19 protein-coding genes are annotated in these 22772 nt (G+C 60.7%); 13 read left to right on the forward strand and 6 right to left on the reverse strand.

The genetic code is table 11. The features are described 5' to 3' along the window. Window positions 1-129: 129 nt before the first annotated feature. Window positions 130-870, reverse strand: a complete 741-nt coding sequence (locus UB23_RS19695; RefSeq protein WP_045060980.1) for a phosphoadenylyl-sulfate reductase — start codon at window positions 868-870, stop codon at window positions 130-132. Between the two features lie 173 nt (window positions 871-1043). On the opposite strand from UB23_RS19695, the gene thrH reads away from it, so the two are divergent. Further along, on the forward strand, window positions 1044-1661 hold the full coding sequence (gene thrH / locus UB23_RS19700; RefSeq protein ID WP_045060981.1) for a bifunctional phosphoserine phosphatase/homoserine phosphotransferase ThrH: 618 nt from the start codon (window positions 1044-1046) through the stop codon (window positions 1659-1661). Window positions 1662-1825: 164 nt separating this feature from the next. On the opposite strand, the gene pabB is transcribed toward thrH, so the two are convergent. From pabB to rloA, 4 genes are read right to left on the reverse strand one after another with little or no spacing between them, the layout of a single operon-like run. Beyond that, on the reverse strand, window positions 1826-3163 hold the full coding sequence (gene pabB, locus UB23_RS19705; protein ID WP_045060982.1) for an aminodeoxychorismate synthase component I: 1338 nt from the start codon (window positions 3161-3163) through the stop codon (window positions 1826-1828). A 6-nt stretch (window positions 3164-3169) separates the two neighbouring features. Then, on the reverse strand, window positions 3170-4156 hold the full coding sequence (locus UB23_RS19710) for an alpha-L-glutamate ligase-like protein (protein ID WP_045060983.1): 987 nt from the start codon (window positions 4154-4156) through the stop codon (window positions 3170-3172). Continuing rightward, window positions 4156-5691 carry an osmotic stress tolerance membrane protein RloB gene (rloB, locus tag UB23_RS19715; protein WP_045060984.1) on the reverse strand — a complete coding sequence of 512 codons (1536 nt, stop codon included), beginning with the start codon at window positions 5689-5691 and terminating at the stop codon, window positions 4156-4158. The genes UB23_RS19710 and rloB overlap by 1 nt, the downstream gene beginning before the upstream one ends. A gap of 5 nt (window positions 5692-5696) precedes the next feature. After that, window positions 5697-6233: a retropepsin-like aspartic peptidase RloA gene (gene rloA, locus UB23_RS19720; protein WP_045060985.1), complete on the reverse strand. Its 537-nt coding sequence runs from the start codon at window positions 6231-6233 to the stop codon at window positions 5697-5699. 302 nt (window positions 6234-6535) lie between these two features. Here rloA and UB23_RS19725 point away from each other — a divergent pair, with 302 nt between their 5' ends. The 6 genes from UB23_RS19725 (at window position 6536) to prpD (ending at window position 15168) form a co-directional block, all read left to right on the forward strand. Next, the gene (locus tag UB23_RS19725) at window positions 6536-7255 is read left to right on the forward strand and encodes a GntR family transcriptional regulator (RefSeq protein WP_177328579.1); all 720 of its coding nucleotides are present in this window, start codon (window positions 6536-6538) and stop codon (window positions 7253-7255) included. Next, window positions 7252-8142 (forward strand): methylisocitrate lyase, encoded by an 891-nt coding sequence (gene prpB / locus UB23_RS19730; RefSeq protein ID WP_045060987.1) that lies wholly within the window; start codon window positions 7252-7254, stop codon window positions 8140-8142. The genes UB23_RS19725 and prpB overlap by 4 nt, the downstream gene beginning before the upstream one ends. 145 nt (window positions 8143-8287) lie before the next feature. After that, complete coding sequence (gene prpC, locus UB23_RS19735; protein WP_045060988.1) at window positions 8288-9415, forward strand: bifunctional 2-methylcitrate synthase/citrate synthase; 1128 nt, start codon at window positions 8288-8290, stop codon at window positions 9413-9415. Between the two features lie 214 nt (window positions 9416-9629). Then, window positions 9630-12227, forward strand: coding sequence for a Fe/S-dependent 2-methylisocitrate dehydratase AcnD (acnD, locus tag UB23_RS19740; protein ID WP_045060989.1), 2598 nt, complete (start codon window positions 9630-9632; stop codon window positions 12225-12227). Between the two features lie 56 nt (window positions 12228-12283). After that, complete coding sequence (gene prpF, locus UB23_RS19745; protein WP_045060990.1) at window positions 12284-13486, forward strand: 2-methylaconitate cis-trans isomerase PrpF; 1203 nt, start codon at window positions 12284-12286, stop codon at window positions 13484-13486. Window positions 13487-13683: 197 nt separating this feature from the next. After that, complete coding sequence (prpD, locus tag UB23_RS19750) at window positions 13684-15168, forward strand: 2-methylcitrate dehydratase (protein ID WP_045060991.1); 1485 nt, start codon at window positions 13684-13686, stop codon at window positions 15166-15168. Between the two features lie 332 nt (window positions 15169-15500). On the opposite strand, the gene ppsR is transcribed toward prpD, so the two are convergent. Next, on the reverse strand, window positions 15501-16319 hold the full coding sequence (gene ppsR, locus UB23_RS19755; protein ID WP_045060992.1) for a posphoenolpyruvate synthetase regulatory kinase/phosphorylase PpsR: 819 nt from the start codon (window positions 16317-16319) through the stop codon (window positions 15501-15503). Between the two features lie 174 nt (window positions 16320-16493). Between ppsR and ppsA the strand changes: the two genes are divergently transcribed. The 6 genes from ppsA (at window position 16494) to UB23_RS19785 (ending at window position 22747) form a co-directional block, all read left to right on the forward strand. Further along, window positions 16494-18869, forward strand: a complete 2376-nt coding sequence (gene ppsA, locus UB23_RS19760) for a phosphoenolpyruvate synthase (protein ID WP_045060993.1) — start codon at window positions 16494-16496, stop codon at window positions 18867-18869. Between the two features lie 114 nt (window positions 18870-18983). Continuing rightward, entirely contained in the window at window positions 18984-19973 is a 990-nt protein-coding gene (locus tag UB23_RS19765; RefSeq protein ID WP_045060994.1) for an alpha/beta fold hydrolase, read from the forward strand. 120 nt (window positions 19974-20093) lie between these two features. Beyond that, on the forward strand, window positions 20094-20585 hold the full coding sequence (gene rraA / locus UB23_RS19770; RefSeq protein ID WP_045060995.1) for a ribonuclease E activity regulator RraA: 492 nt from the start codon (window positions 20094-20096) through the stop codon (window positions 20583-20585). A 27-nt stretch (window positions 20586-20612) separates the two neighbouring features. Next, window positions 20613-21608, forward strand: coding sequence for a zinc transporter ZntB (locus tag UB23_RS19775; RefSeq protein WP_045060996.1), 996 nt, complete (start codon window positions 20613-20615; stop codon window positions 21606-21608). 63 nt (window positions 21609-21671) lie between these two features. After that, on the forward strand, window positions 21672-21920 hold the full coding sequence (locus UB23_RS19780) for a hypothetical protein (protein ID WP_045060997.1): 249 nt from the start codon (window positions 21672-21674) through the stop codon (window positions 21918-21920). 2 nt (window positions 21921-21922) lie between these two features. Then, window positions 21923-22747, forward strand: a complete 825-nt coding sequence (locus tag UB23_RS19785; RefSeq protein WP_008048604.1) for a mechanosensitive ion channel family protein — start codon at window positions 21923-21925, stop codon at window positions 22745-22747. Window positions 22748-22772 lie beyond the last annotated feature (25 nt).

Consider the following 22772-nt stretch of genomic DNA (forward strand, 5'->3'; position numbering starts at 1 on the left):
GAGTACCGGATCGGCGGAGGGGGTGAGGGCGGGAAAATGTAACGTTTTGGGGCGATGAAACAAAAAGTGCACACACAAATGGCACCGATGGTGACAGTCGTGTGTACACATTTTTTAGTGAGGCGCAGATTAGGCCTTGGACTTGCCGATGATGTTTCCCGCATGCAACCCGCACTCTTTCTGCGTCGCCTCTTCCCACCACCAACGACCTTCGCGTTCATGCTGGTTCGGCAGCACCGGGCGGGTGCAGGGTTCGCAGCCGATGCTGATGAAGCCGCGCTCGTGCAGGCTGTTGTACGGCAGTTCGAGCATGCGGATGTAGCCCCAGATCTCTTCGCTGGTCATCTGCGCCAGCGGGTTGAACTTGTAAAGGGTGCGTTCGGGGGTGGAAAACGCGGTGTCGATTTCCATCACGGCCACCGCACTGCGCGTGCCCGGGCTCTGGTCGCGCCGCTGGCCGGTCGCCCATGCGCGTACGCCGGACAGTTTGCGCCGCAGCGGTTCGATCTTGCGGATGCCACAGCATTCACCATGACCGTCCTTATAGAAACTGAACAGGCCTTTTTCCTTAACGAAAGGTTCCAGTTTCGTGTAGTCCGGCGACACGAGCTCGATCTCGATCTTGTAGTGCTCGCGCACCTGATCGATGAAGCGGTAGGTCTCTGGATGCAGGCGGCCGGTGTCGAGGCTGAACACCTTGACGTTCTTGTTCAGCTTCCAGGCCATGTCCACGAGCACCACGTCTTCGGCGCCGCTGAAGGATATCCACAGGTCATCGCCGAACTCGGCAAACGCGAGTTTGAGAATGTCCTGGGCAGATTTATTGGCATAGGTCGTGGCGAGTTCCACGACATCGAACGATGGGCTCATCAGGGCGGCTTCCTACAGGTCGGTGGCGCTGGGCGCTCTATATGGGGCTGATGGTAACAAAATCCGACAAGCGCTGGCGCGTCCTCTGCGTTGCGCAGGCTAGTGCGAGTGGTTAGAGTTCGGCAGTCTTTTTGCTCGCTCGACTCAATAATCACTACAAATGGGAGTGTCTTGTGGAAATTGCTTGCCTGGATCTTGAAGGGGTACTGGTTCCCGAAATCTGGATCGCCTTCGCCGAAAAAACCGGGATCGAATCCCTCAAGGCCACCACTCGGGACATTCCCGACTACGACGTGCTGATGAAACAGCGCCTGCGGATTCTCGACGAGCACGGCCTGAAGCTGTCCGATATCCAGGAAGTGATCGCCACGTTGAAGCCTCTGGACGGTGCGGTGGAGTTCGTCAATTGGCTGCGTGAACGCTTTCAGGTGGTGATCCTGTCAGATACGTTCTACGAATTCTCCCAGCCGCTGATGCGCCAGCTGGGTTTCCCGACACTGCTGTGCCATCGGCTGATTACCGATGACGCCGGTCGAGTGACGAGCTATCAGTTGCGTCAGAGAGACCCCAAGCGCCAGTCGGTCCTGGCTTTCAAGAGTCTTTATTATCGTGTGATCGCAGCAGGGGATTCGTACAACGACACGACGATGCTGGGCGAAGCGGATGCGGGGATCCTGTTCCATGCGCCGGACAATGTAATCCGCGAGTTCCCGCAATTCCCGGCGGTGCATACCTTTGAGGAGCTCAAGCAGGAGTTCATCAAGGCCTCGAACCGGGCCCTGACCTTGTAAACACAAATCCCCCATATCCCCCGATCTCCCCCGTAGGAGCTGCCGAAGGCTGCGATCTTTTGATCTTGACCTTAAAAATCAAAGTCAAAAGATCGCAGCCTGCGGCAGCTCCTACAGTGATGGTGTTGTTCAGTCGATTGATCAGGTGTTGTTCAGTCAATTGATTAAAGGTTCTGCAGGGTATCGAGCAGTACCTTCACCTTGGTGATCGACTCCGCATACTCGGCCTGCCACTGCGAGTCCGCGACGATCCCGCCGCCACCCCAGCAACACACCTGCCCGTCCTTGACCAGCAAACTGCGAATGGCGATGGAACTGTCCATCTCGCCGCGCACGTCCAGATACAACAGCGAGCCGCAATACAGGCCCCGTCGGGTCGGTTCCAGTTCGTCAATAATCTGCATCGCGCGGATTTTCGGTGCGCCGGTAATCGAGCCTCCGGGGAAGCTGCCGGCAATCAGGTCCAGGGCATCGCGGTCTGCGGCCAGTTCACCCGTGACGCTGCTCACCAGATGGTGCACGTTGGGGTAGCTTTCCAGGCTGAACAGCTCCGGCACCCGCACCGAACCAATGCGGCAGGTGCGCCCGAGGTCGTTGCGCAGCAGGTCGACGATCATCAGGTTCTCGGCGCGATCCTTGGGGCTGGCCAGCAGTTCAGCGGCGTTGGCTGCGTCTTCAGCTGCGGTCTGGCCCCGGGGCCGCGTGCCTTTGATCGGGCGGGTTTCGACCAGGCCCTGGCTGACTTTGACGAAACGCTCGGGTGAAAGGCTCAGCACCGCGCCGCCATCAGGCAGGCTCTGGAAACCGGAAAACGGCGTCGGGCAGGCCGCTCGCAGGGCGCAATAGGCCGCCCAGGGATCGCCCTGGCACTCGGCGCGGAAACGCTGGGCGAAGTTGACCTGGTAGCAATCACCGGCCTGGATGTACTGCTGGATACGCTCCAGCGCCTGACGATACTCGTCAGCGCTCAGGTCGGGGCTCATCGGCGCGGTCAGCCGGAACGGCTCGATTTCATCGCTGGTTGTTCCACTGAACAGTTCGATCAGGCGCTGGCGTTCGCTATCGGCCAGCGTCGGGTGAAATACCAGTTGGCTGGTGGCCAGCTGGTGGTCGCTGATCAGGGCCCAGGCATACAGTCCGAAGCGAGCGTCCGGCAGATGCAAATCGTCCCTGGCCACGCTTGGCAGTTGCTCCAGATGACGGCCGAAGTCATAGCTCAGATACCCGATCAGCCCGCCCGCGAAAGGCAGGTCGAGCGGTACCGAGGCTTCACCCAGGCGCGTCAGGTTGTCCCGCAGGCGTTGCAGGAAATCGCTGCCACTTTCGTCAGGCAGCACCGCCAGTTGCTCCAGCGGCCAGGCGCTGAGCAGGTCATGGCGACCTCGGTCGGCGGTCGGCCGGCCGCTGTCGAGCAGCACGGCGCCCGGGGCATGGCGAATGATCGCGAAATAATCGGCAGGATTGGCGCGATAGGGCAGCGGGTGTACGGAACAGGTCAGCATGGACGGTCAGCCTTCAACCGGTGGAATATGCCCGAACATTTCCTGCACGAACGCCACGCGCTCCTCGACCGTCTCGGTCACGCCGCGGGCTTTCAAGTCTTCCAGTCGCGCCTCGACGGCATGGGTGCGCAGCGTCAGCCCGCAATCGTTGGCAATCTGGATGTTCAGGCCGGGCCGGGCATTGAGCTCGAGAATCAGCGGGCCTTTTTCCTGGTCGAGCACCATGTCCACGCCAATGTAGCCCAGCCCGCACAGCTCATAACAGCCGGCGGCGAGCTTCATGAAGCCGTCCCAGTAGGGCAGTTGCACGCCATCGACCGCATTGGTGGTGTCGGGGTGCTTGGTGATGATGTTGTTCAGCCAGGTGCCGCGCAGCGTCAGGCCGGTGGCAAGGTCGACACCTACGCCGATGGCGCCCTGGTGCAGGTTGGCCTTGCCGCCGGACTGGCGAGTCGGCAGGCGCAGCATGGCCATGACCGGGTAGCCCATCAGCACGATGATGCGGATGTCCGGCACGCCCTCATAGCTGATGCTCTTGAAAATCTGGTCCGGGATCACTCGGTATTCGATCAGGGCGCGGTCGCGGTGACCGCCCAGGGAATACAGGCCAGTGAGGATGCTGGAGATATGGTGCTCGATCTCCTCATGGCTGATGATCTTCCCGGACACCGTGCGGTAGCGCCCCTCGAAGCGGTCAGCGATCACGATGATGCCGTCACCGCCAGCGCCCTGGGCCGGCTTGACCACGAAATCGGTGCGCCCGCCGATGATCTCGTCGAGCTTGTCGATTTCCTTCTCGGTGGAGATCACCCCGTACAGTTCCGGCACATGGATGCCGGCAGCGATCGCGCGCTCCTTGGTGATGATCTTGTCATCGACAATCGGGTACAGGCTGCGCTTGTTGTACTTGAGCACATAGTCCGCGTTGCGCCGATTGATCCCCATGATGCCCCGGGCTTCCAGGGCCTTCCAGGTCTTCCAGAAACCGAACATCAGGCGTCAGCCTTCTTCAGGAACGCCTTGAAGCGCACCAGCTCGGTCAGGCGGTAGCCGCGATAGCGACCCATGGCCAGCATGAAGCCCACCAGGATCAGCAGGATCGCCGGGAACGTGAACACGAAGTACACCAGTTCCGGCACGCTCATGATCAGGTGCGCCAGGGAGGCGGCGAACAGTGTGCCGACCGCCACTTTCATGGCATGGCCACCCCCGCGCTCTTCCCAGGTGATCGACAGGCGTTCGATGGTCATGGTCAGAATCACCATCGGGAACAGCGCAACCGACAGCCCGCGTTCCAGGCCGAGCTTGTGGCTGAACAGGCTGATCGCCGCAATCAGCACCACCACGAACGTCAGCACCACCGACAGCCTCGGCAACATCTGCAGCTTCAGGTGCTCGAGGTAGGAACGCAGTGACAGCCCAAGCGCAGTGATGATGGTGAACAGCACGATGCCGAAGCCCAGCTGGGTTTCCCGGAAGGCCAGGGCGATCAGTACCGGAGTAAAGGTCCCGAGGGTCTGGAGGCCGATCAGGTTGCGCAGGATCAGGATCACCAGCACGCCGATCGGGATCATCACCATGATCATGAAGGTCTGCTGGGTCTGCAGCGGCAGGCCATACAGCGAATATTCGAGGAAGTTGGCGTCGGTGTTTTCATCCGTCAGCTTGGCCAGGCGAATGGCGTTCATTTCGCTGTTGTTCAGGCTGAAGGTCACATTGGCTTTTTTGCCACCCTCGACGGTGATCAGGTTTTCATCGCCGGTCCACCACAGCAGGCGGTCGGTCGGCAGGCCCTGCTCGCCGGTTTCCGGGTTGAAGTACAGCCAGTCGGTGCCGTTGAAGCTGCGCAGCCACAGTTCGGGCACTTGCGGCTGGTCGGCCACCAGGCGGATGGTGTGGACTTTCTCGATCGGCACGTGGGCGATCGACAGCAGCAGCTCGACGATCCGCGCCTTGTGCACGGTGGATGGATCACCGCCCAGCAGCAGCTTCACGTTGTCGTCGTTGAGGTTGTTGACCCGCTTGATGGCCTCGCCAATAAAGGTTTCGACGTCGGCCGAATGCTGGCGGATCGGTGCGAGCAGGGCTTCGGCGGCGATTTTCTCCGGACCTTCGACCACGATGCTGTCGCGGAAGGTGGGACCCTTGATCTTGGCCTTCTCGCCGGTGTAGCGCTTGGTCAGCACCAGGCGGTAGTACAGCGTCTGGTTGCCCTTGGCCCGTCGCGCAGACCAGGTGACCTTGCGGTTGCCGTCGACACGGTTAACCGCCACCCCATAGTTATTGGAAATGAAGCTTTCGTTGAGGCTGACATAGTCGCGGCTCAACGGCGGCACGAACATCTGGATCTTGACCGGATCCTTGGCGCTGGCGACGAACTCGACCTTGGCGTCGATGTTCCACAAGTCGTCGGTAGCGTCTTCGGTCACGGGAATGCCGAGCACGAAAATCTGATAGGCCGTCACTGAAATGCCCAGCACCACCAGGATGGCGATCAGGATTCTCAGATGGAGTGTAAGAGCGCGCATTGGAATTACTCTGCGGTATGTGCGTCGGTGGCGCAGGCGGGTTTGCCAGCAGCGTATTTAAGACTTGGATCGACCAGCGCGTCGAAGCGTTTCAGTGCTTCGGAGCCGATCAGGAGCGGGAATTGGAAAGCGCTGCGGTCGGTTAGGTTCACTTCGATGCTGCGTAAAGCCGAACCCATGCAAATATCCAGCTCGATCACCGGACGAGCGGTGTACTTCTTGCCCTCATCGGGATCGTAGTCCCCGGCGCGTCGCTTGATCTTGCTGACGCGGGCCAGCGGCCGCTCGATCGGATGCGAGTGCGCGGTGTCGATGGCCAGGTAGAAGCGCACCCAGGATTCGCCATTGCGCTTGAAGCGCTTGATATCCCGGGCACTCAGCGAGGCGGTTTTCGCGCCTGTGTCGAGTTTGGCCGCGACTTCAAGGTCGATGCCATTGAGGGACGCATATTCGTTGAGGCCGTAAACGGTCTTTTCCCCCGCCGCGGCGACGCCGGGCAGGCAAAGGAGGTAGAGGAAGGTGAAAAAGGGCTTGAGTGTCATAAATCCTGGGGCGCAGCGGTCCGTGTATTGATTCAAGGCCCTGGCATCGCTGCGCAAGCTCCCTCGTATGCCAGCCATCAAGTGATGACAGGCCGTGCAGATGTCACAAACAAATGCGGGCGGCATTCTAGCACGGTGGTTTTATGGCGCCACCGCTGGCAGGGGGCTATACCCTCTAATGCCGAGCCGGTAGGTTTCATACGCTTATTAGACGATTGTCGACAATATCCATATTTCCTTTGACTGTACGTACCGTTTTCGCTAGTTTTCGCGGTATCAGCTTTCAAGGTGTCGACAATATGCTGGATCAACTCGATCCCCCGGTCATTGCCCAAGACGATTCGGAGACGTTGTCCGAGAACGTCTTCCGGCGCATCCAGGCGGCCATCGTCAAGGGCGAGATCGCTCCGGGCAGCAAGATCTCCGAACCGGAGCTGGCGCGCACTTATGGCATCAGCCGCGGGCCGCTGCGCGAGGCCATCCATCGCCTGGAAGGCCAGCGCCTGCTGGTGCGCGTACCGCATGTCGGGGCGCGCGTGGTATCGCTCAATCACGCCGAACTGCTGGAACTCTACGAAATTCGCGAGTCTCTGGAGGGCATGGCCTGCCGCCTGGCGGCCGAGCGCATGACCCTGGAAGAAATCGACGAACTGCGCCGGGTGCTCGAAACCCATGAGCGCGACGAGGCGTTCCAGGCCGGCATCGGTTATTACCAGCAGGAAGGCGACTTCGATTTCCATTACCGGATCATCCAGGGCAGCGGCAACCGCACCCTGACCCAGATGCTCTGCGGCGAGTTGTATCAACTGGTGCGCATGTACCGCATGAAGTTTTCCACCACGCCCAACCGCCCGCACCAGGCGTTCGCCGAACACCACCGAATTCTCGATGCCATCGCCGACCGTGACGGTGAACTGGCCGAGTTGTTGATGCGCCGCCATATCGGCGCCTCCAAACGCAATATCGCCCGTCACTACCAGGACGGCGCTAACCAGACAGCCACTGAACGAGGTGAGTCATGAGTTCCAACAAGAGCACTCCAGGCCAGCGTTTCCGCGATGCGGTCGCCAGCGAGCATCCGTTGCAAGTCGTTGGCGCGATCAACGCCAACCATGCATTGCTGGCCAAGCGCGCCGGTTTCAAGGCCATCTACCTGTCGGGTGGCGGGGTCGCGGCTGGCTCCCTCGGCGTGCCGGACCTGGGTATCACCAGCCTGGATGACGTGCTGACCGACGTACGGCGCATTACCGATGTCTGCGACCTGCCGCTGCTGGTGGACGTGGATACCGGGTTCGGTTCCTCGGCGTTCAACGTCGCGCGTACCGTCAAGTCGATGATCAAGTTTGGCGCGGCGGCGATTCATATCGAAGACCAGGTCGGCGCCAAGCGCTGCGGTCATCGCCCTAATAAAGAGATCGTGTCGCTGCAGGAGATGGTCGACCGCATCAAGGCGGCCGTCGATGCGCGTACCGATGACAGTTTCGTGATCATGGCCCGCACCGACGCCCTGGCAGTGGAAGGCCTGGAGTCTGCCCTGGATCGCGCCGCCGCGTGCATCGAGGCCGGCGCCGACATGATTTTCCCGGAAGCCATCACCGAACTGGATATGTACAAGCTGTTCGCCAACCGCGTGAAAGCGCCGATCCTGGCCAACATCACCGAGTTCGGCGCGACCCCGCTGTACACCACCGAGCAGTTGGCGGGTGCCGACGTGTCCCTGGCGCTGTACCCGCTGTCAGCCTTCCGGGCCATGAACAAGGCGGCGGAAAACGTCTACACCGCGATCCGTCGCGACGGCACTCAGCAAAACGTCATCGACACCATGCAGACTCGCATGGAGCTTTACGATCGCATCGATTACCACACGTTCGAGCAGAAGCTTGATGCGTTGTTTGCCGCCAAGAAATGACCGGTAAAGATCGCAGCCTCGTTTCACTCGACAGCTCCTACGGGGTGCGTCGAACGCGGTCCTGTAGGAGCTGCCGAAGGCTGCGATCTTTTCAGCATCACCAGAAATTGCAGATTCCCTAACAAATTCAAAATTGGAGACAGCAATGGCCGAAGCAAAAGTACTCAGTGGCGCCGGGCTCCGTGGTCAGGTTGCCGGGCAAACCGCACTGTCCACCGTGGGCCAGTCGGGCGCAGGCCTGACCTATCGCGGCTACGACGTTCGCGAACTGGCGGCAGACGCACAATTTGAAGAAGTGGCGTACCTGCTGCTGTACGGCGAGCTGCCGACCCAGGCACAACTCGCCGCTTACCAGGACAAACTCGGCAAACTGCGCGACCTGCCGCAAGCGCTCAAGGAAGTCCTGGAACGCATTCCGGCCGACGCCCATCCGATGGACGTGATGCGCACCGGCTGTTCGTTCCTGGGCAACCTGGAACCGGAGAAAGACTTCTCCGAGCAGCATGACAAGACCGATCGCCTGCTGGCCGCTTTCCCGGCGATCATGTGCTATTGGTACCGCTACAGCCACGACGGCAAGCGCATCAACTGCGTGAGCGACGAACCATCCATCGGTGGTCACTTCCTGCACCTGCTGCACAGCAAGAAACCAAGCGAGCTGCACGTCAAGGTGATGAACGTTTCGCTGATCCTCTACGCGGAACATGAGTTCAACGCCTCGACCTTCACCGCACGGGTGTGTGCCTCGACCCTGTCCGACCTCTACTCGTGCATCACCGCGGCCATCGGCTCTCTGCGTGGACCATTGCACGGTGGCGCCAACGAAGCGGCGATGGAAATGATCGAGCGTTTCTCGTCCCCGGAAGAGGCGATCAAGGGCACCCTCGGCATGCTCGAGCGCAAGGACAAGATCATGGGCTTCGGCCACGCGATCTATAAGGACAACGATCCGCGCAACGAGGTGATCAAGGGCTGGTCGAAAAAGCTCGCCGAAGAAGTCGGCGACACTGTGTTGTTCCCGGTGTCCGAGGCGATCGACAAGACCATGTGGGAACAGAAAAAACTGTTTCCCAACGCCGACTTCTACCACGCGTCGACGTACCACTTCATGGGCATCCCGACCAAGTTGTTCACCCCGATCTTCGTCTGCTCGCGCCTGACCGGCTGGGCGGCGCACGTCTTCGAACAACGCGCCAACAACCGCATCATCCGCCCGAGCGCCGAGTACACCGGCGTCGAACAGCGCAAGTTCGTGCCAATCGAACAACGCTGAATGGTGGGGGCTCCCGCGCTGGTTGCTGAATGAACCGGGAACCCTTGTAGGAGCTGCCGCAGGCTGCGATCTTTTGATCTTGATTCTCTGGCGATTCAAAAATTGCCGAAGATCAAAAGATCGCAGCCTGCGGCAGCTCCTACAGGGGATCGGAGTCCATTCAGCATTAATGTCCGGCCCCACCCTTTGCATCTACCGTGACCGAGTCCTGACGATGAACACTGAATTTCGCAAACCGCTGCCCGGCAGCCATCTGGATTACTTCGACGTCCGCGCGGCTGTCGAAGCCATCCAGCCGGGTGCCTACGACACCCTGCCATACACCTCCCGCGTCCTTGCGGAAAACCTGGTGCGTCGCTGCGACCCGGCCACGCTCACCGAATCCCTCAAGCAATTCATCGAGCGCAAACGCGACCTCGATTTTCCGTGGTTCCCGGCGCGCGTGGTCTGCCACGACATCCTCGGCCAGACCGCGCTGGTCGACCTCGCCGGCCTGCGCGACGCCATCGCGTTACAAGGCGGCGACCCGGCGCAAGTCAACCCGGTAGTGCCGACTCAGCTGATCGTCGACCACTCCCTGGCCGTCGAGCGCGGCGGGTTTGATCCGGAAGCGTTCGAGAAGAACCGCGCCATCGAAGACCGCCGCAACGAAGACCGTTTCCACTTCATCAACTGGACCAAAAAAGCCTTCAAAAACGTTGATGTGATCCCGCCAGGCAACGGCATCATGCACCAGATCAACCTGGAGAAAATGTCTCCGGTGATTCAGGTGCGCGACGGCGTGGCATTCCCCGACACCTGCGTCGGCACCGACAGCCACACCCCGCATGTCGATGCGCTGGGCGTGATCGCCATTGGCGTGGGTGGCCTGGAAGCGGAAAGCGTGATGCTTGGACGCGCGTCGTGGATGCGTCTGCCGGAAAGCGTTGGCGTTGAACTGACCGGCAAGCTGCAACCGGGCATCACCGCCACTGACATGGTGCTGGCGCTGACCGAGTTCCTGCGTCAGCAAAAAGTCGTCGGCGCATGGCTGGAGTTCTTCGGTGAAGGCGCGTCCAGGCTGACCCTCGGCGACCGCGCCACCATCTCCAACATGGCCCCGGAGTACGGCGCCACGGCTGCGATGTTCTACATCGACCAGCAAACCATCGACTACCTCAAACTCACCGGCCGTGAAGACGAGCAGGTGCAGCTGGTGGAGAACTACGCCAAGACTACCGGCCTATGGGCTGACAGCTTGAAGCACGCGCAATACGAACGTGGGTTGACCTTCGACCTGTCTTCGGTGGTGCGCAACATGGCCGGCCCGAGCAACCCGCACGCCCGTGTCGCGGTGTCGGACCTGGCCGCCAAAGGCATCTCCGGTCAGTGGGACGATGTTCCAGGCCAGATGCCCGACGGCGCCGTGATCATTGCCGCCATCACCAGCTGCACCAACACCAGCAACCCGCGTAACGTGATCGCCGCCGGCCTGCTGGCGCGCAATGCCAACAAGCTGGGGTTGACCCGCAAGCCATGGGTCAAGTCGTCCCTGGCGCCGGGCTCGAAAACCGTCGCGCTGTACCTCGATGAAGCCGGCCTGACCGACGAACTCGAGCAACTGGGCTTCGGCGTCGTGGCCTTCGCCTGCACCACCTGCAACGGCATGTCTGGCGCACTGGATCCGGTGATCCAGCAGGAAATTATCGACCGCGACCTGTACGCCACCGCCGTGCTGTCGGGTAACCGCAACTTCGACGGGCGGATTCACCCGTACGCCAGGAATGCGTTCCTCGCGTCCCCGCCACTGGTGGTCGCCTACGCCATTGCCGGCACCATCCGTTTCGACATCGAGAAAGACGTGCTGGGCCTGGACGCAGACGGCAAGGAAATTCGCCTGAAGGACATCTGGCCAAGCGACGAAGAGATCGACGCAGTGGTCAAGGCATCGGTCAAACCCGAGCAGTTCCGCCAGGTCTACATCCCGATGTTCGCCATCCACGAAGACACCGGCCCGAAAGTCACGCCGCTGTACGACTGGCGCGAGATGAGCACCTACATCCGCCGTCCGCCCTACTGGGAAGGCGCGCTGGCCGGTGCCCGTCCGCTCAAGGGCATGCGTCCGCTGGCAGTGCTGCCGGACAACATCACCACCGATCACCTGTCGCCGTCGAACGCGATCATGCTCGACAGCGCCGCCGGTGAGTACCTGGCGAAAATGGGCCTGCCGGAAGAGGACTTCAACTCTTACGCGACTCATCGAGGCGACCACTTGACCGCGCAACGCGCGACCTTTGCCAACCCGAAACTGTTCAACGAAATGGTCCGGGAAAACGGCAAGGTCAAGCAAGGTTCGCTGGCACGCGTCGAGCCGGAAGGGCAGGTGATGCGCATGTGGGAAGCCATCGAAACCTACATGGAACGCAAGCAGCCGCTGATCATCATCGCCGGCGCCGACTATGGCCAGGGTTCTTCCCGGGACTGGGCGGCGAAAGGCGTGCGCCTGGCCGGAGTGGAAGCGATTGCCGCCGAAGGTTTCGAACGCATCCACCGCACCAACCTGGTGGGCATGGGCGTGTTGCCGCTGGAGTTCAAGCCAGGCACCGACCGCCACACCCTGGCCATCGACGGCAGCGAAACCTACGACGTGATTGGCGAGCGTACGCCGCGTGCCGAACTGACGCTGGTGATCCATCGCAAGAACGGCGAGCGCGTCGATGTGCCGGTGACCTGCCGCCTCGATACCGCTGAAGAAGTGTCGATCTACGAGGCGGGTGGCGTGCTGCAACGTTTCGCCCAGGACTTCCTCGAAGAGTCGGCGGTGGCCGTTTAACAACTCGATATGCCGCGACGGGACTTCAGGTTCCGTCGCGTCTTTTAAGGAGCACCATGGCTCACGCAACCCCGTTCGCACCGCAGATCAAAATCCCCGCCACCTACATGCGTGGCGGCACCAGCAAGGGGGTGTTTTTCAGCCTCAAAGACCTGCCCGAAGCGGCACAGGTTCCAGGCCCGGCGCGCGATGCCTTGCTGCTACGGGTGATCGGCAGCCCCGACCCTTACGACAAGCAAATCGACGGCATGGGCGGCGCCACCTCCAGCACCAGCAAAACCGTAATCCTGTCGAAAAGCACCAAGGCCGACCACGACGTCGATTACCTGTTCGGCCAAGTGTCTATCGACAAGCCTTTTGTCGACTGGAGCGGCAACTGCGGCAACCTGTCGGCGGCGGTCGGTTCTTTTGCCATCAGCAATGGCCTGGTGGACGCCAGCCGTGTCCCGCAAAACGGCGTGGCCGTGGTTCGCGTGTGGCAGGCCAACATCGGCAAGACCATCATCGCCCACGTGCCGATCACCCACGGCGAGGTGCAGGAAACCGGCGATTTTGAACTCGATGGCGTGACCTTTCCCGCGGCCGAAGTCCAGGTCGAATTTCTCGACCCGGCTGCGGAAGAAGAGGGTGGCGGTGGTTCGATGTTCCCCACCGGGAACCTCGTGGATGACCTGGAAGTACCGGGCGTGGGGACCTTCAAGGCGACCATGATCAACGCTGGCATCCCGACCATCTTCGTCAACGCGCAAGACATCGGTTACACCGGCACCGAACTGCAGGGTGCGATCAACGGCGACCCCAAAGCGCTGGCGATGTTCGAGACCATTCGCGCTTACGGCGCCCTGCGCATGGGCCTGATCAAGAACCTCGACGAAGCGGCCACGCGTCAGCACACACCGAAAGTGGCCTTCGTAGCTGCGCCTGCGGACTACGTAGCGTCCAGCGGCAAGGCGATCAAGACGGGGGATGTCGACCTGCTGGTACGCGCGCTGTCCATGGGCAAGTTGCACCACGCAATGATGGGCACGGCAGCCGTGGCCATTGGTACGGCGGCAGCGATTTCCGGCACGTTGGTCAACCTCGCCGCCGGCGGTACCGAACGCAATGCGGTGCGCTTCGGCCATCCATCCGGCACCCTGCGCGTAGGCGCCGAGGCGAGCCTGGTTGACGGCGAGTGGACCGTGAAAAAAGCCATCATGAGCCGCAGTGCGCGGGTACTGATGGAAGGCTTCGTGCGCGTACCGGGTGATTCCTTCTAACCCGGCACGCACGCCCCTGTAGGAGCTGCCGAAGGCTGCGATCTTTTGATCCTGGTTTTTACGATCAAGATCAAAAGATCGTCCGAACGCGGCCCGAGCCTTCGGCACCTCCTACAGTGGGAAAGCATTTCAATAATAAAATTTGATTGCCCTGAACCGAGGTCCCATCAACGAACCACTTCAAGAGTGAATCGAACATGAGCACCAACGTCGACCAGAACAACCGCCCCGACTACGACTCCGTCCTGCAGGACATCGCCGACTACGTCCTCACCTTCAAGGTTGAATCTGCCGAAGCCCTGGACACTGCCCGCAACTGCCTGATCGACACCCTCGGCTGCGGCCTGCTGGCCCTGCGCTTCCCCGAGTGCACCAAACACCTGGGCCCGATCGTCGACGGCACGGTGGTGCCTTTTGGCGCCCGGGTGCCGGGCACCAGCTACCGCCTCGACCCGGTGAAGGCCGCCTGGGATATCGGTTGCATCGTGCGCTGGCTCGATTACAACGACACCTGGCTCGCCGCAGAGTGGGGTCACCCGTCGGATAACCTCGGCGCTATTCTCGCGGTAGCCGACCACCTGTCGCAAAAACGCCTGGCCAATGGCGAAGCGCCGCTGACCCTGCGCGCAGTGCTTGAAGCCATGATCATGGCCCACGAAATCCAGGGCGTGATTGCCCTGGAAAACTCCTTCAACCGAGTGGGTCTGGACCACGTCATCCTGGTCAAAGTCGCCTCGACCGCCGTCACCGCCAAACTCATGGGCGCCAATCGCGAGCAACTGCTGTCAGCCTTGTCCCATGCCTTTGCCGACGGCCAGGCCCTGCGCACCTACCGACATGCACCGAATGCCGGCTCGCGAAAGTCCTGGGCAGCAGGCGATGCCACCAGTCGCGGAGTACGCCTGGCGGACATCGCCATGCGCGGGGAAATGGGCATTCCCGGGGTGCTGACGGCCCGGCAGTGGGGGTTCTACGACGTCTTGTTCAGCCACACCAACAACGATCTGGCGCTCAAGCCGCAAGACAAGCGCGTGTTCAGTTTCTCCCGCGCATACGGCTCCTACGTGATGGAAAACGTGCTGTTTAAGATCAGCTTTCCCGCCGAGTTCCACGCACAAACTGCCTGTGAAGCGGCCGTGACCCTGTACCCACAGGTGCGCAACCGCCTGCATGAAATCGACCGGATCGTCATCACCACCCACGAGTCGGCGATCCGCATCATTTCCAAGGTCGGCCCGCTGGCCAACGCGGCGGATCGCGATCATTGCATCCAGTACATGACGGCCGTGCCACTGGCGTTCGGCAACCTGGTGGCCGAGCACTACGAGGATGCCTTCCACGCTGCGCACCCGATCATCGATGTGCTGCGCGAGAAAATGGTCATCGTCGAAAGCCCGGTTTACACCGGTGAATACCTGGAAGCCGACAAGCGCTCGATCGCCAATGCGGTGCAGGTGTTTTTCAAGGACGGGACCAGTACCGAGAACGTAGCGGTGGAGTACCCGATCGGCCATCGCAGGCGTCGTGCCGAAGGCATTCCATTGCTGGAGGACAAGTTCAGGACGAACCTGCTGACACGATTCACCCGCCAGCGTAGCGATGAGATCGTCGAGCTGTGCAAGGATCAGGCTCGGCTTGAGGCGACACCGGTGAACAGGTTTATGGATTTGTTTGTTATCTGAGGGACCGCGTTATCGTTCAATCGCCAGCAGGCTGGCTCCCACAGTTGATTTGTGTGCACCGCAGGTTCCCTGTGGGAACCAGCCTGCTGGCGATGAGGCCGGAACAGGCAATGGAGAATTACTTGAACCGCTATCAGGCTAACTCCCACAGTTGATTTGTGTGCACTGCAGGTTCCCTGTGGGAGCCAGCCTGCTGGCGATGAGGCCGGAACAGGCAATGGAGAATTACTTGAACCGCTAGCAGGCTAACTCCCACAGTTGATTTGTGTGCACCGCAGGTTCCCTGTGGGAGCCAGCCTGCTGGCGATGAGGCCGGAACAGGCGTTGGAGAATTACTTGAACCGCCGCTCCACCCCTTTCTCCACCAGGATCTTCGCCGAAATCTCTTCAACCGAAAAATGCGTGGAGTTGATGTTGGGAATATTCTCGCGGCGAAACAGGTTCTCCACCTCGCGCACTTCGAATTCGCACTGGGCGTAACTCGAATAGCGGCTGTTGGGCTTGCGCTCGTTGCGGATGGCCGTCAGGCGGTCCGGGTCGATGGTCAGGCCGAACAGCTTGTGCTGATGGGCGCGCAGGGCGTTGGGCAGTTGCAGGCGCTCCATGTCGTCTTCGGTGAGCGGGTAATTGGCCGCGCGGATGCCGAATTGCATGGCCATGTACAGGCAGGTCGGGGTCTTGCCGCAGCGCGATACGCCCACCAGGATCAGGTCGGCCTTGTCGTAGTAGTGGGTGCGGGCGCCGTCGTCGTTGTCCAGGGCGAAGTTCACCGCCTCGATGCGCTCCATGTAATTGGAACTGGTGCCTATCGAATGGGATTTGCCGACGGTGTAGGACGAATGCTCGGTCAGTTCCTGTTCCAGGGGCGCCAGGAAGGTCGAGAAAATGTCGATCATGAAACCATTGGAGGTGGCGAGGATCTCACGAATGTCCTGATTGACGATGGTGTCGAAGATGATCGGCCGGAAGCCGTCGGTTTCGGCGGCTTTGTTGATTTGTTGTACCATGGCCCGCGCTTTATCCACGTTGTCGATGTACGGTCGCGTGAATTTGCTGAAGGTTATGTTTTCGAACTGCGCCAGGAGGCTTTGGCCCAGGGTTTCGGCTGTGATGCCGGTGCCGTCGGAAATAAAGAAAGCAGATCGTTTCATTTGCACCTTGGGCCTTAAGCTAATGATCATTCTTGGATATGATAGGCGCGATTTGTCGGCCGCCAATGGCCCGCATTCTCACTTATTTTCCAGGTCCAGGCCATACAGCCGGAAAACGCCCCTCAGGGCAGCCGGCTTCTGAGCTTTTCCAACACAGTTAGTGGAGAGATCACCTTGGTAGAGTACGTAGTTTCCCTCGATAAGCTCGGCAAACACGATGTTGAGCATGTGGGGGGCAAGAACGCATCCCTGGGCGAGATGATCAGCAACCTTGCAGGTGCCGGTGTATCGGTGCCCGGTGGCTTCGCCACGACAGCTCAGGCTTATCGTGATTTTCTCGAACTCAGCGGCCTGAACGACCAGATCCACGCCGCCCTGGACGCCCTCGACGTCGACGATATCAACGCCCTCGCCAAGACCGGCGCCCAGATCCGTCAATGGATCATGGAGGCCGAGTTCCCCGAGAAGCTCAACGCCGAGATCCGCACCGCGTTCGCCACGCTGTCGGCCGGCAACCCTGACATGGCCGTTGCCGTGCGCTCTTCCGCGACTGCCGAAGACCTGCCGGATGCTTCCTTCGCCGGTCAGCAGGAAACCTTCCTGAACATCCGTGGTGTCGAAAACGTCATTCGCGCCGCAAAAGAGGTGTTCGCTTCGCTGTTCAACGACCGTGCGATTTCCTACCGCGTCCACCAGGGCTTCGACCACAAGCTGGTGGCCCTGTCGGCTGGCGTGCAGCGCATGGTCCGCTCCGAAACCGGCACCGCCGGCGTGATGTTCACCCTCGATACCGAATCGGGCTTCCGTGACGTGGTGTTCATCACCGGCGCCTACGGCCTGGGTGAAACCGTCGTACAAGGCGCGGTGAACCCGGATGAGTTTTATGTCCACAAAGGCACGCTGGAGGCGGGTCGTCCGGCCATCCTGCGCCGCAACCTGGGCAGCAAGGCCATCAAGATGATCTACGGCGAAGTCGCCACGGCCGGCAAGTCGGTGAAAACCATCGACGTCGACAAGGCTGATCGCGCACGTTTCTGCCTGAGCGACGCCGAAGTCAGCGAGCTGGCCAAGCAGGCGATGATCATCGAGAAGCACTACCAGTGCCCGATGGACATCGAGTGGGCCAAGGACGGTGACGACGGCAAGCTCTACATCGTGCAGGCCCGTCCGGAAACCGTGAAGAGCCGCACCCAGGCCAACGTCATGGAACGTTACCTGTTGAAAGAAACTGGCACCGTGCTGGTTGAAGGTCGTGCCATCGGCCAGCGCATCGGCGCGGGCAAGGTGCGCATCATCAAGGACGTGTCCGAGATGGATAAGGTCCAGCCAGGCGACGTACTGGTTTCCGACATGACCGACCCGGACTGGGAACCGGTCATGAAGCGCGCCAGCGCCATCGTCACCAACCGTGGCGGTCGTACCTGCCACGCGGCGATCATCGCTCGTGAACTGGGGATCCCGGCTGTGGTCGGTTGCGGCAACGCCACCCAGCTGTTGAAAGACGGCCAGGGCGTGACCGTTTCCTGCGCCGAAGGCGACACCGGCTACATCTTCGAAGGCGAACTGGGCTTCGACATCAAGAAAAACTCCGTTGATGCCATGCCTGACCTGCCGTTCAAGATCATGATGAACGTCGGCAACCCGGACCGTGCATTCGACTTCGCACAACTGCCGAACGCCGGTGTGGGCCTGGCCCGTCTGGAATTCATCATCAACCGCATGATCGGCGTGCACCCCAAGGCCCTGTTGAACTACGACGGCCTGCCGCAGGACATCAAGGACAGCGTCGACAAGCGCATCGCCGGTTACAACGACCCGGTCGATTTTTACGTCGACAAGCTGGTTGAAGGCATCAGCACCCTGGCCGCCGCGTTCACCCCGAAAAAGGTCATCGTGCGCCTGTCGGACTTCAAGTCCAACGAATATGCCAACCTGATCGGCGGCAAGCTCTACGAACCGGAAGAAGAAAACCCGATGCTGGGCTTCCGTGGCGCCTCGCGTTACATCAGCGAGGCGTTCCGCGACTGCTTCGAGCTCGAGTGCCGCGCCCTCAAGCGTGTGCGCAACGAGATGGGCCTGACCAACGTCGAAATCATGGTGCCATTCGTCCGTACCTTGGGCGAAGCGAGCCAGGTGATCGATCTGCTGGCCGAGAATGGCCTGGCCCGCGGCGAGAACGGTCTGCGCATCATCATGATGTGCGAGCTGCCATCGAACGCGATCCTCGCTGAAGAATTCCTCGAGTTCTTCGACGGCTTCTCCATCGGTTCCAACGACCTGACCCAGCTGACCCTGGGCCTGGACCGTGACTCCGGGATCATCGCGCACCTGTTCGACGAACGTAACCCGGCCGTCAAGAAGCTGCTGGCCAACGCCATTGCCGCGTGCAACAAGGCTGGCAAGTACATCGGCATTTGCGGTCAGGGCCCTTCGGACCACCCGGACCTGGCCAAGTGGCTGATGGAGCAGGGCATCGAAAGCGTTTCGCTGAACCCGGACTCCGTACTGGAAACCTGGTTCTTCCTGGCGGAAGGTCAAGCAGCCGTTTGATTGTGTGAGCGGGCCGCTCCTACAGGGATGGACATACAGTCAGGGGCGGCCGTTTTTCGAGATTCAAGTAGGGCGGGCTCCTCTGGACGCCGCCCTTTTTTGTGCAAGAGCATTATGCAAAGCAGCAGCCACCTATTTCCTGTCGCCCTGATCAGCGCCGAACGTCGCGGTGATCTGAGCGAAGACGTCTACCGTTTGAAACCCGCCAACAGCCCGGACGGCACCGTCGAGCTGGCCGTGACGCGCCTGGGCATGGCCGACGAGCCGTCCCGGCGCGGTGTGCCGGTGATTCTGCTGCATGGCAGCTTCTCCAACCGCCGATTCTGGTTTTCCCCCAAGGGCCTGGGGCTGGGTGCTTATCTGACCCGCCTCGGTTTTGATGTGTGGATCCCGGAAATGCGCGGCCACGGCCTGTCACAGCGCAACCAGGGTTACCGGCAGAACCGCGTCGCCGACTACGCGCGTTACGACCTGCCGGCCATTGGCGCCTTCGTGCACGAGCAAAGTGGCCAGGCTGCGCACTGGATTGGACATTCGCTGGGGGGCATTACCCTGGCGGCGGCGCTGGGCGGCCAGTACATCGACGAGTCGGTGGTGGCGTCTGCCGCCTTCTTCGGTACACAGGTCAGCCGCACCTATTGGCCGCTGAAGATCCCACCGGTGGAGTGGGGCGGTCGCTTCATCCTCAAGCGCTTTGCCCAGCTCTCCGGTTCAAGGCTCAAGCGCGGTCCGGAGGACGAGCCGATCGGCCTGGCCCTGGAAAGCATGCGCTGGTACGGACTGTTCGGGCGTTTTGGCGATGCGGACAAGGATTGGTGGGCCGGGTTGGCGGACGTGCAACTGCCGGTGCTGGCCGTCAGTGCTGCGGGCGATCATCAGGACCCGACCTGGGCCTGTCGCAAGCTGTTCGAACAGATCGGTTCCGAGCACAAGCAATTCGTCAATCTGGGTTGCGACCAGGGCTTTGCCGATAATTTCGGTCACGTCGAGATGCTCGTCAGCAAAGCCGCGCAGGCCGAAGTGTGGCCGCTGGTTGCGCGCTGGCTGGTCGACCAGCGCACGGCGCTGTTGCCTGGCCAGTCGGATTTAGCCGCAGCAGTCTGAGCGCAATGCTCTATCAAGGGCATTTCGCTCGCACCGGGTTGCGGCTAAGATATGACGCATCATGCTTTTCCGGTCACTTTGCGACATCTCGATTGTCTTCCTCTCTACAGGAGTTTCTCGATGAACCATTACATCACCCCTGACCTGTGCGACGCCTATCCGGAGCTGGTCCAGGTGCTGGAACCGATGTTCAGCAATTTCGGTGGCCGGGACTCCTTCGGCGGCGAAATCGTGACCGTCAAGTGCTTCGAGGACAACTCGCGGGTCAAGGAGCAGGTCGAGCTCGAGGGGCATGGCAAAGTGATGGTCGTCGACGGCGGCGGTTCCCTGCGTCACGCGTTGCTGGGCGACATGCTGGCCGAGAAGGCCGCGAAGAACGGCTGGGAGGGCCTGGTGATCTACGGCTGCATCCGCGACGTGGATATCATTGCGCAGACCGACCTGGGCGTTCAGGCCCTCGCCAGCCACCCACGCAAGTCCGACCGGCGTGGAGTCGGCGAAATCAACATACCGGTGACGTTTGCCGGCGTGACCTTTCGCCCGGGCGAATACATCTATGCGGACAACAACGGCGTGATCATCTCGCCCAGCCCGCTGCAGATGCCCGAGTAAGCACGCGCGACCAACTTAGGGGTGAGGATGTTCGAGGAAGACAACGCGCAGTGGGGGCTGGTGCATGCCCTGGTGCTGGATGGTAAAGGCGGTGCGCGTTCGATAGCCCGGACTGAGCTCGATGACTTGCAGTTGCAGGCCCACGAAAGCCTGTGGCTGCACTGGGACCGCAGTCATCCGCAGACCCAGACCTGGCTGCGTAAATACAGCGGCCTGACCGAGTTCAGCTGCGACCTGCTGCTCGAGGAGAACACCCGGCCGCGCCTGTTGCCGCTGCCGGACTCCGAATTTTTACTGTTCCTGCGCGGCATCAACCTCAATCCCGGGGCGGAACCGGAAGACATGGTTTCCGTGCGCATCTTCGGTTCGGCGCAGCGGGTCATTTCCCTGCGCCTGCGCCCGTTGCGGGCCACCGATGAATTGCTGGCGCAGCTCGAAGAAGGCAAAGGCCCAAAAACCGCCTCTGAACTCATCCTTTATATGGCCCAGCTGCTCACGCACAAGGTGCAGGATCTGGTCAGTTGCCTCTCGGAAGTGGTCGATGAGGAAGAAGAAAAACTGGATGCCGACGAACGGTATACGCCCGAGCATGGAGCCATTTTGCAGATCCGTCGCAGGGCGGCTGCGCTGAAGAGATTCCTCGCTCCGCAGCGCGATATTTTCGGCCAGCTGACGCGGATCAAATTACCCTGGTTCGTCGATGACGATGCCGATTACTGGAACGAATTGAACAACAGCCTGACGCGTTATCTCGAAGAGCTGGAATTGACCAGGGAGCGGGTGGGGTTGGTCCTCGAGGCCGAAGATCGGCGTTTGAGCGTGCGCATGAACCGCACGATGTACCGTTTTGGCATCATCACCGGGATCTTTTTGCCGATGAGTTTCCTGGCCGGTCTGCTGGGTATAAACGTCGGCGGAATTCCGTTGTCCGAGAGCCCCTATGGCTTCCTTGTGGCCTGCCTGATGATGGTCTCGGTGGCGCTCGGGCAGTGGTGGTTATTCCGTCGTTTGCGTTGGGTCTGACGATGCGTCATGTGACCCGGGCAAATTTGATCGCGTCTTTCACAGACATCACGAGAGGTGCGTATGCACGATCCGTTTGAACAGTCTTTGCGCGACATGCTCAAGGCATCACCGTCCACCCGGGACGACGATGCGTGCCTTGGACGTGTACTGAAAACCGCCAACCGCCAGGTCGGCGCCGGTGATCTGTTCAGCCTGCTGGGCCGCTGGTTGCCCGCGCTGATGATCGCCCTGAATAACGGATCGGCCCATGTCTCGCCGGTTTCCCGTCACCGTAAACCTACCGTTCGCACTGCTGATAAGGCTGATTGAATATGGAACTTGATCTCTGGACTCAGAGCCTCGTCACTGCAATGACAGCGTTATGGACCAAGGTTGCAAACTTCATCCCGAACCTCTTTGGCGCACTGGTGGTGCTGCTCCTGGGTTTCGTGGTGGCCAAGCTGCTCGACACGTTACTGTCCAAATTGCTGGCCAAGCTGGGTCTCGATCGCCTGATGGGCGGCACTGGTCTGACCAAATTGTTGTCCCGCGCCGGGCTGCAGGTGCCGATCTCGACATTGATCGGTAAAATCGTTTATTGGTTCGTCCTGCTGATTTTTTTGGTTTCAGCTGCGGAATCTCTTGGACTTGAGCGAGTCTCAGCTACGCTAGACATGCTCGCGCTGTATTTGCCGAAGGTTTTTGGCGCCGCGCTGGTGTTGCTGGTGGGTGTGCTTCTGGCGCAACTGGCCAATGGGCTGGTGCGCGGAGCCGCCGAAGGGGTAGGGCTGGATTACGCGTCGGGCCTGGGGCGAATCGCCCAGGGCCTGGTGATCATCATCAGTATTTCGGTCGCGATCAGCCAGTTGGAGGTCAAGACTGACCTGCTCAACCATGTGATCGTCATCGTTTTGATTACCGTTGGTCTGGCTGTAGCGCTGGCCATGGGATTGGGAAGCCGGGAAATTGCCGGTCAGATTCTTGCGGGAATCTATGTGCGTGAGTTGTATCAGGTTGGGCAACAAGTGCGTGTTGGCGAGGTCGAAGGCCAGATCGAAGAGATCGGCACGGTTAAAACCACATTGCTGACCGACGAGGGTGAGCTGGTCTCTCTCTCCAATCGGATCCTCCTGGAGCAGCATGTGAGTAGCCGCTAACCCGGCAAACCCTGCTAATGTATGC

The sequence above is a fragment of the Pseudomonas sp. ES3-33 genome, assembly GCF_000952175.1.
Classification (GTDB): domain Bacteria; phylum Pseudomonadota; class Gammaproteobacteria; order Pseudomonadales; family Pseudomonadaceae; genus Aquipseudomonas; species Aquipseudomonas gregormendelii.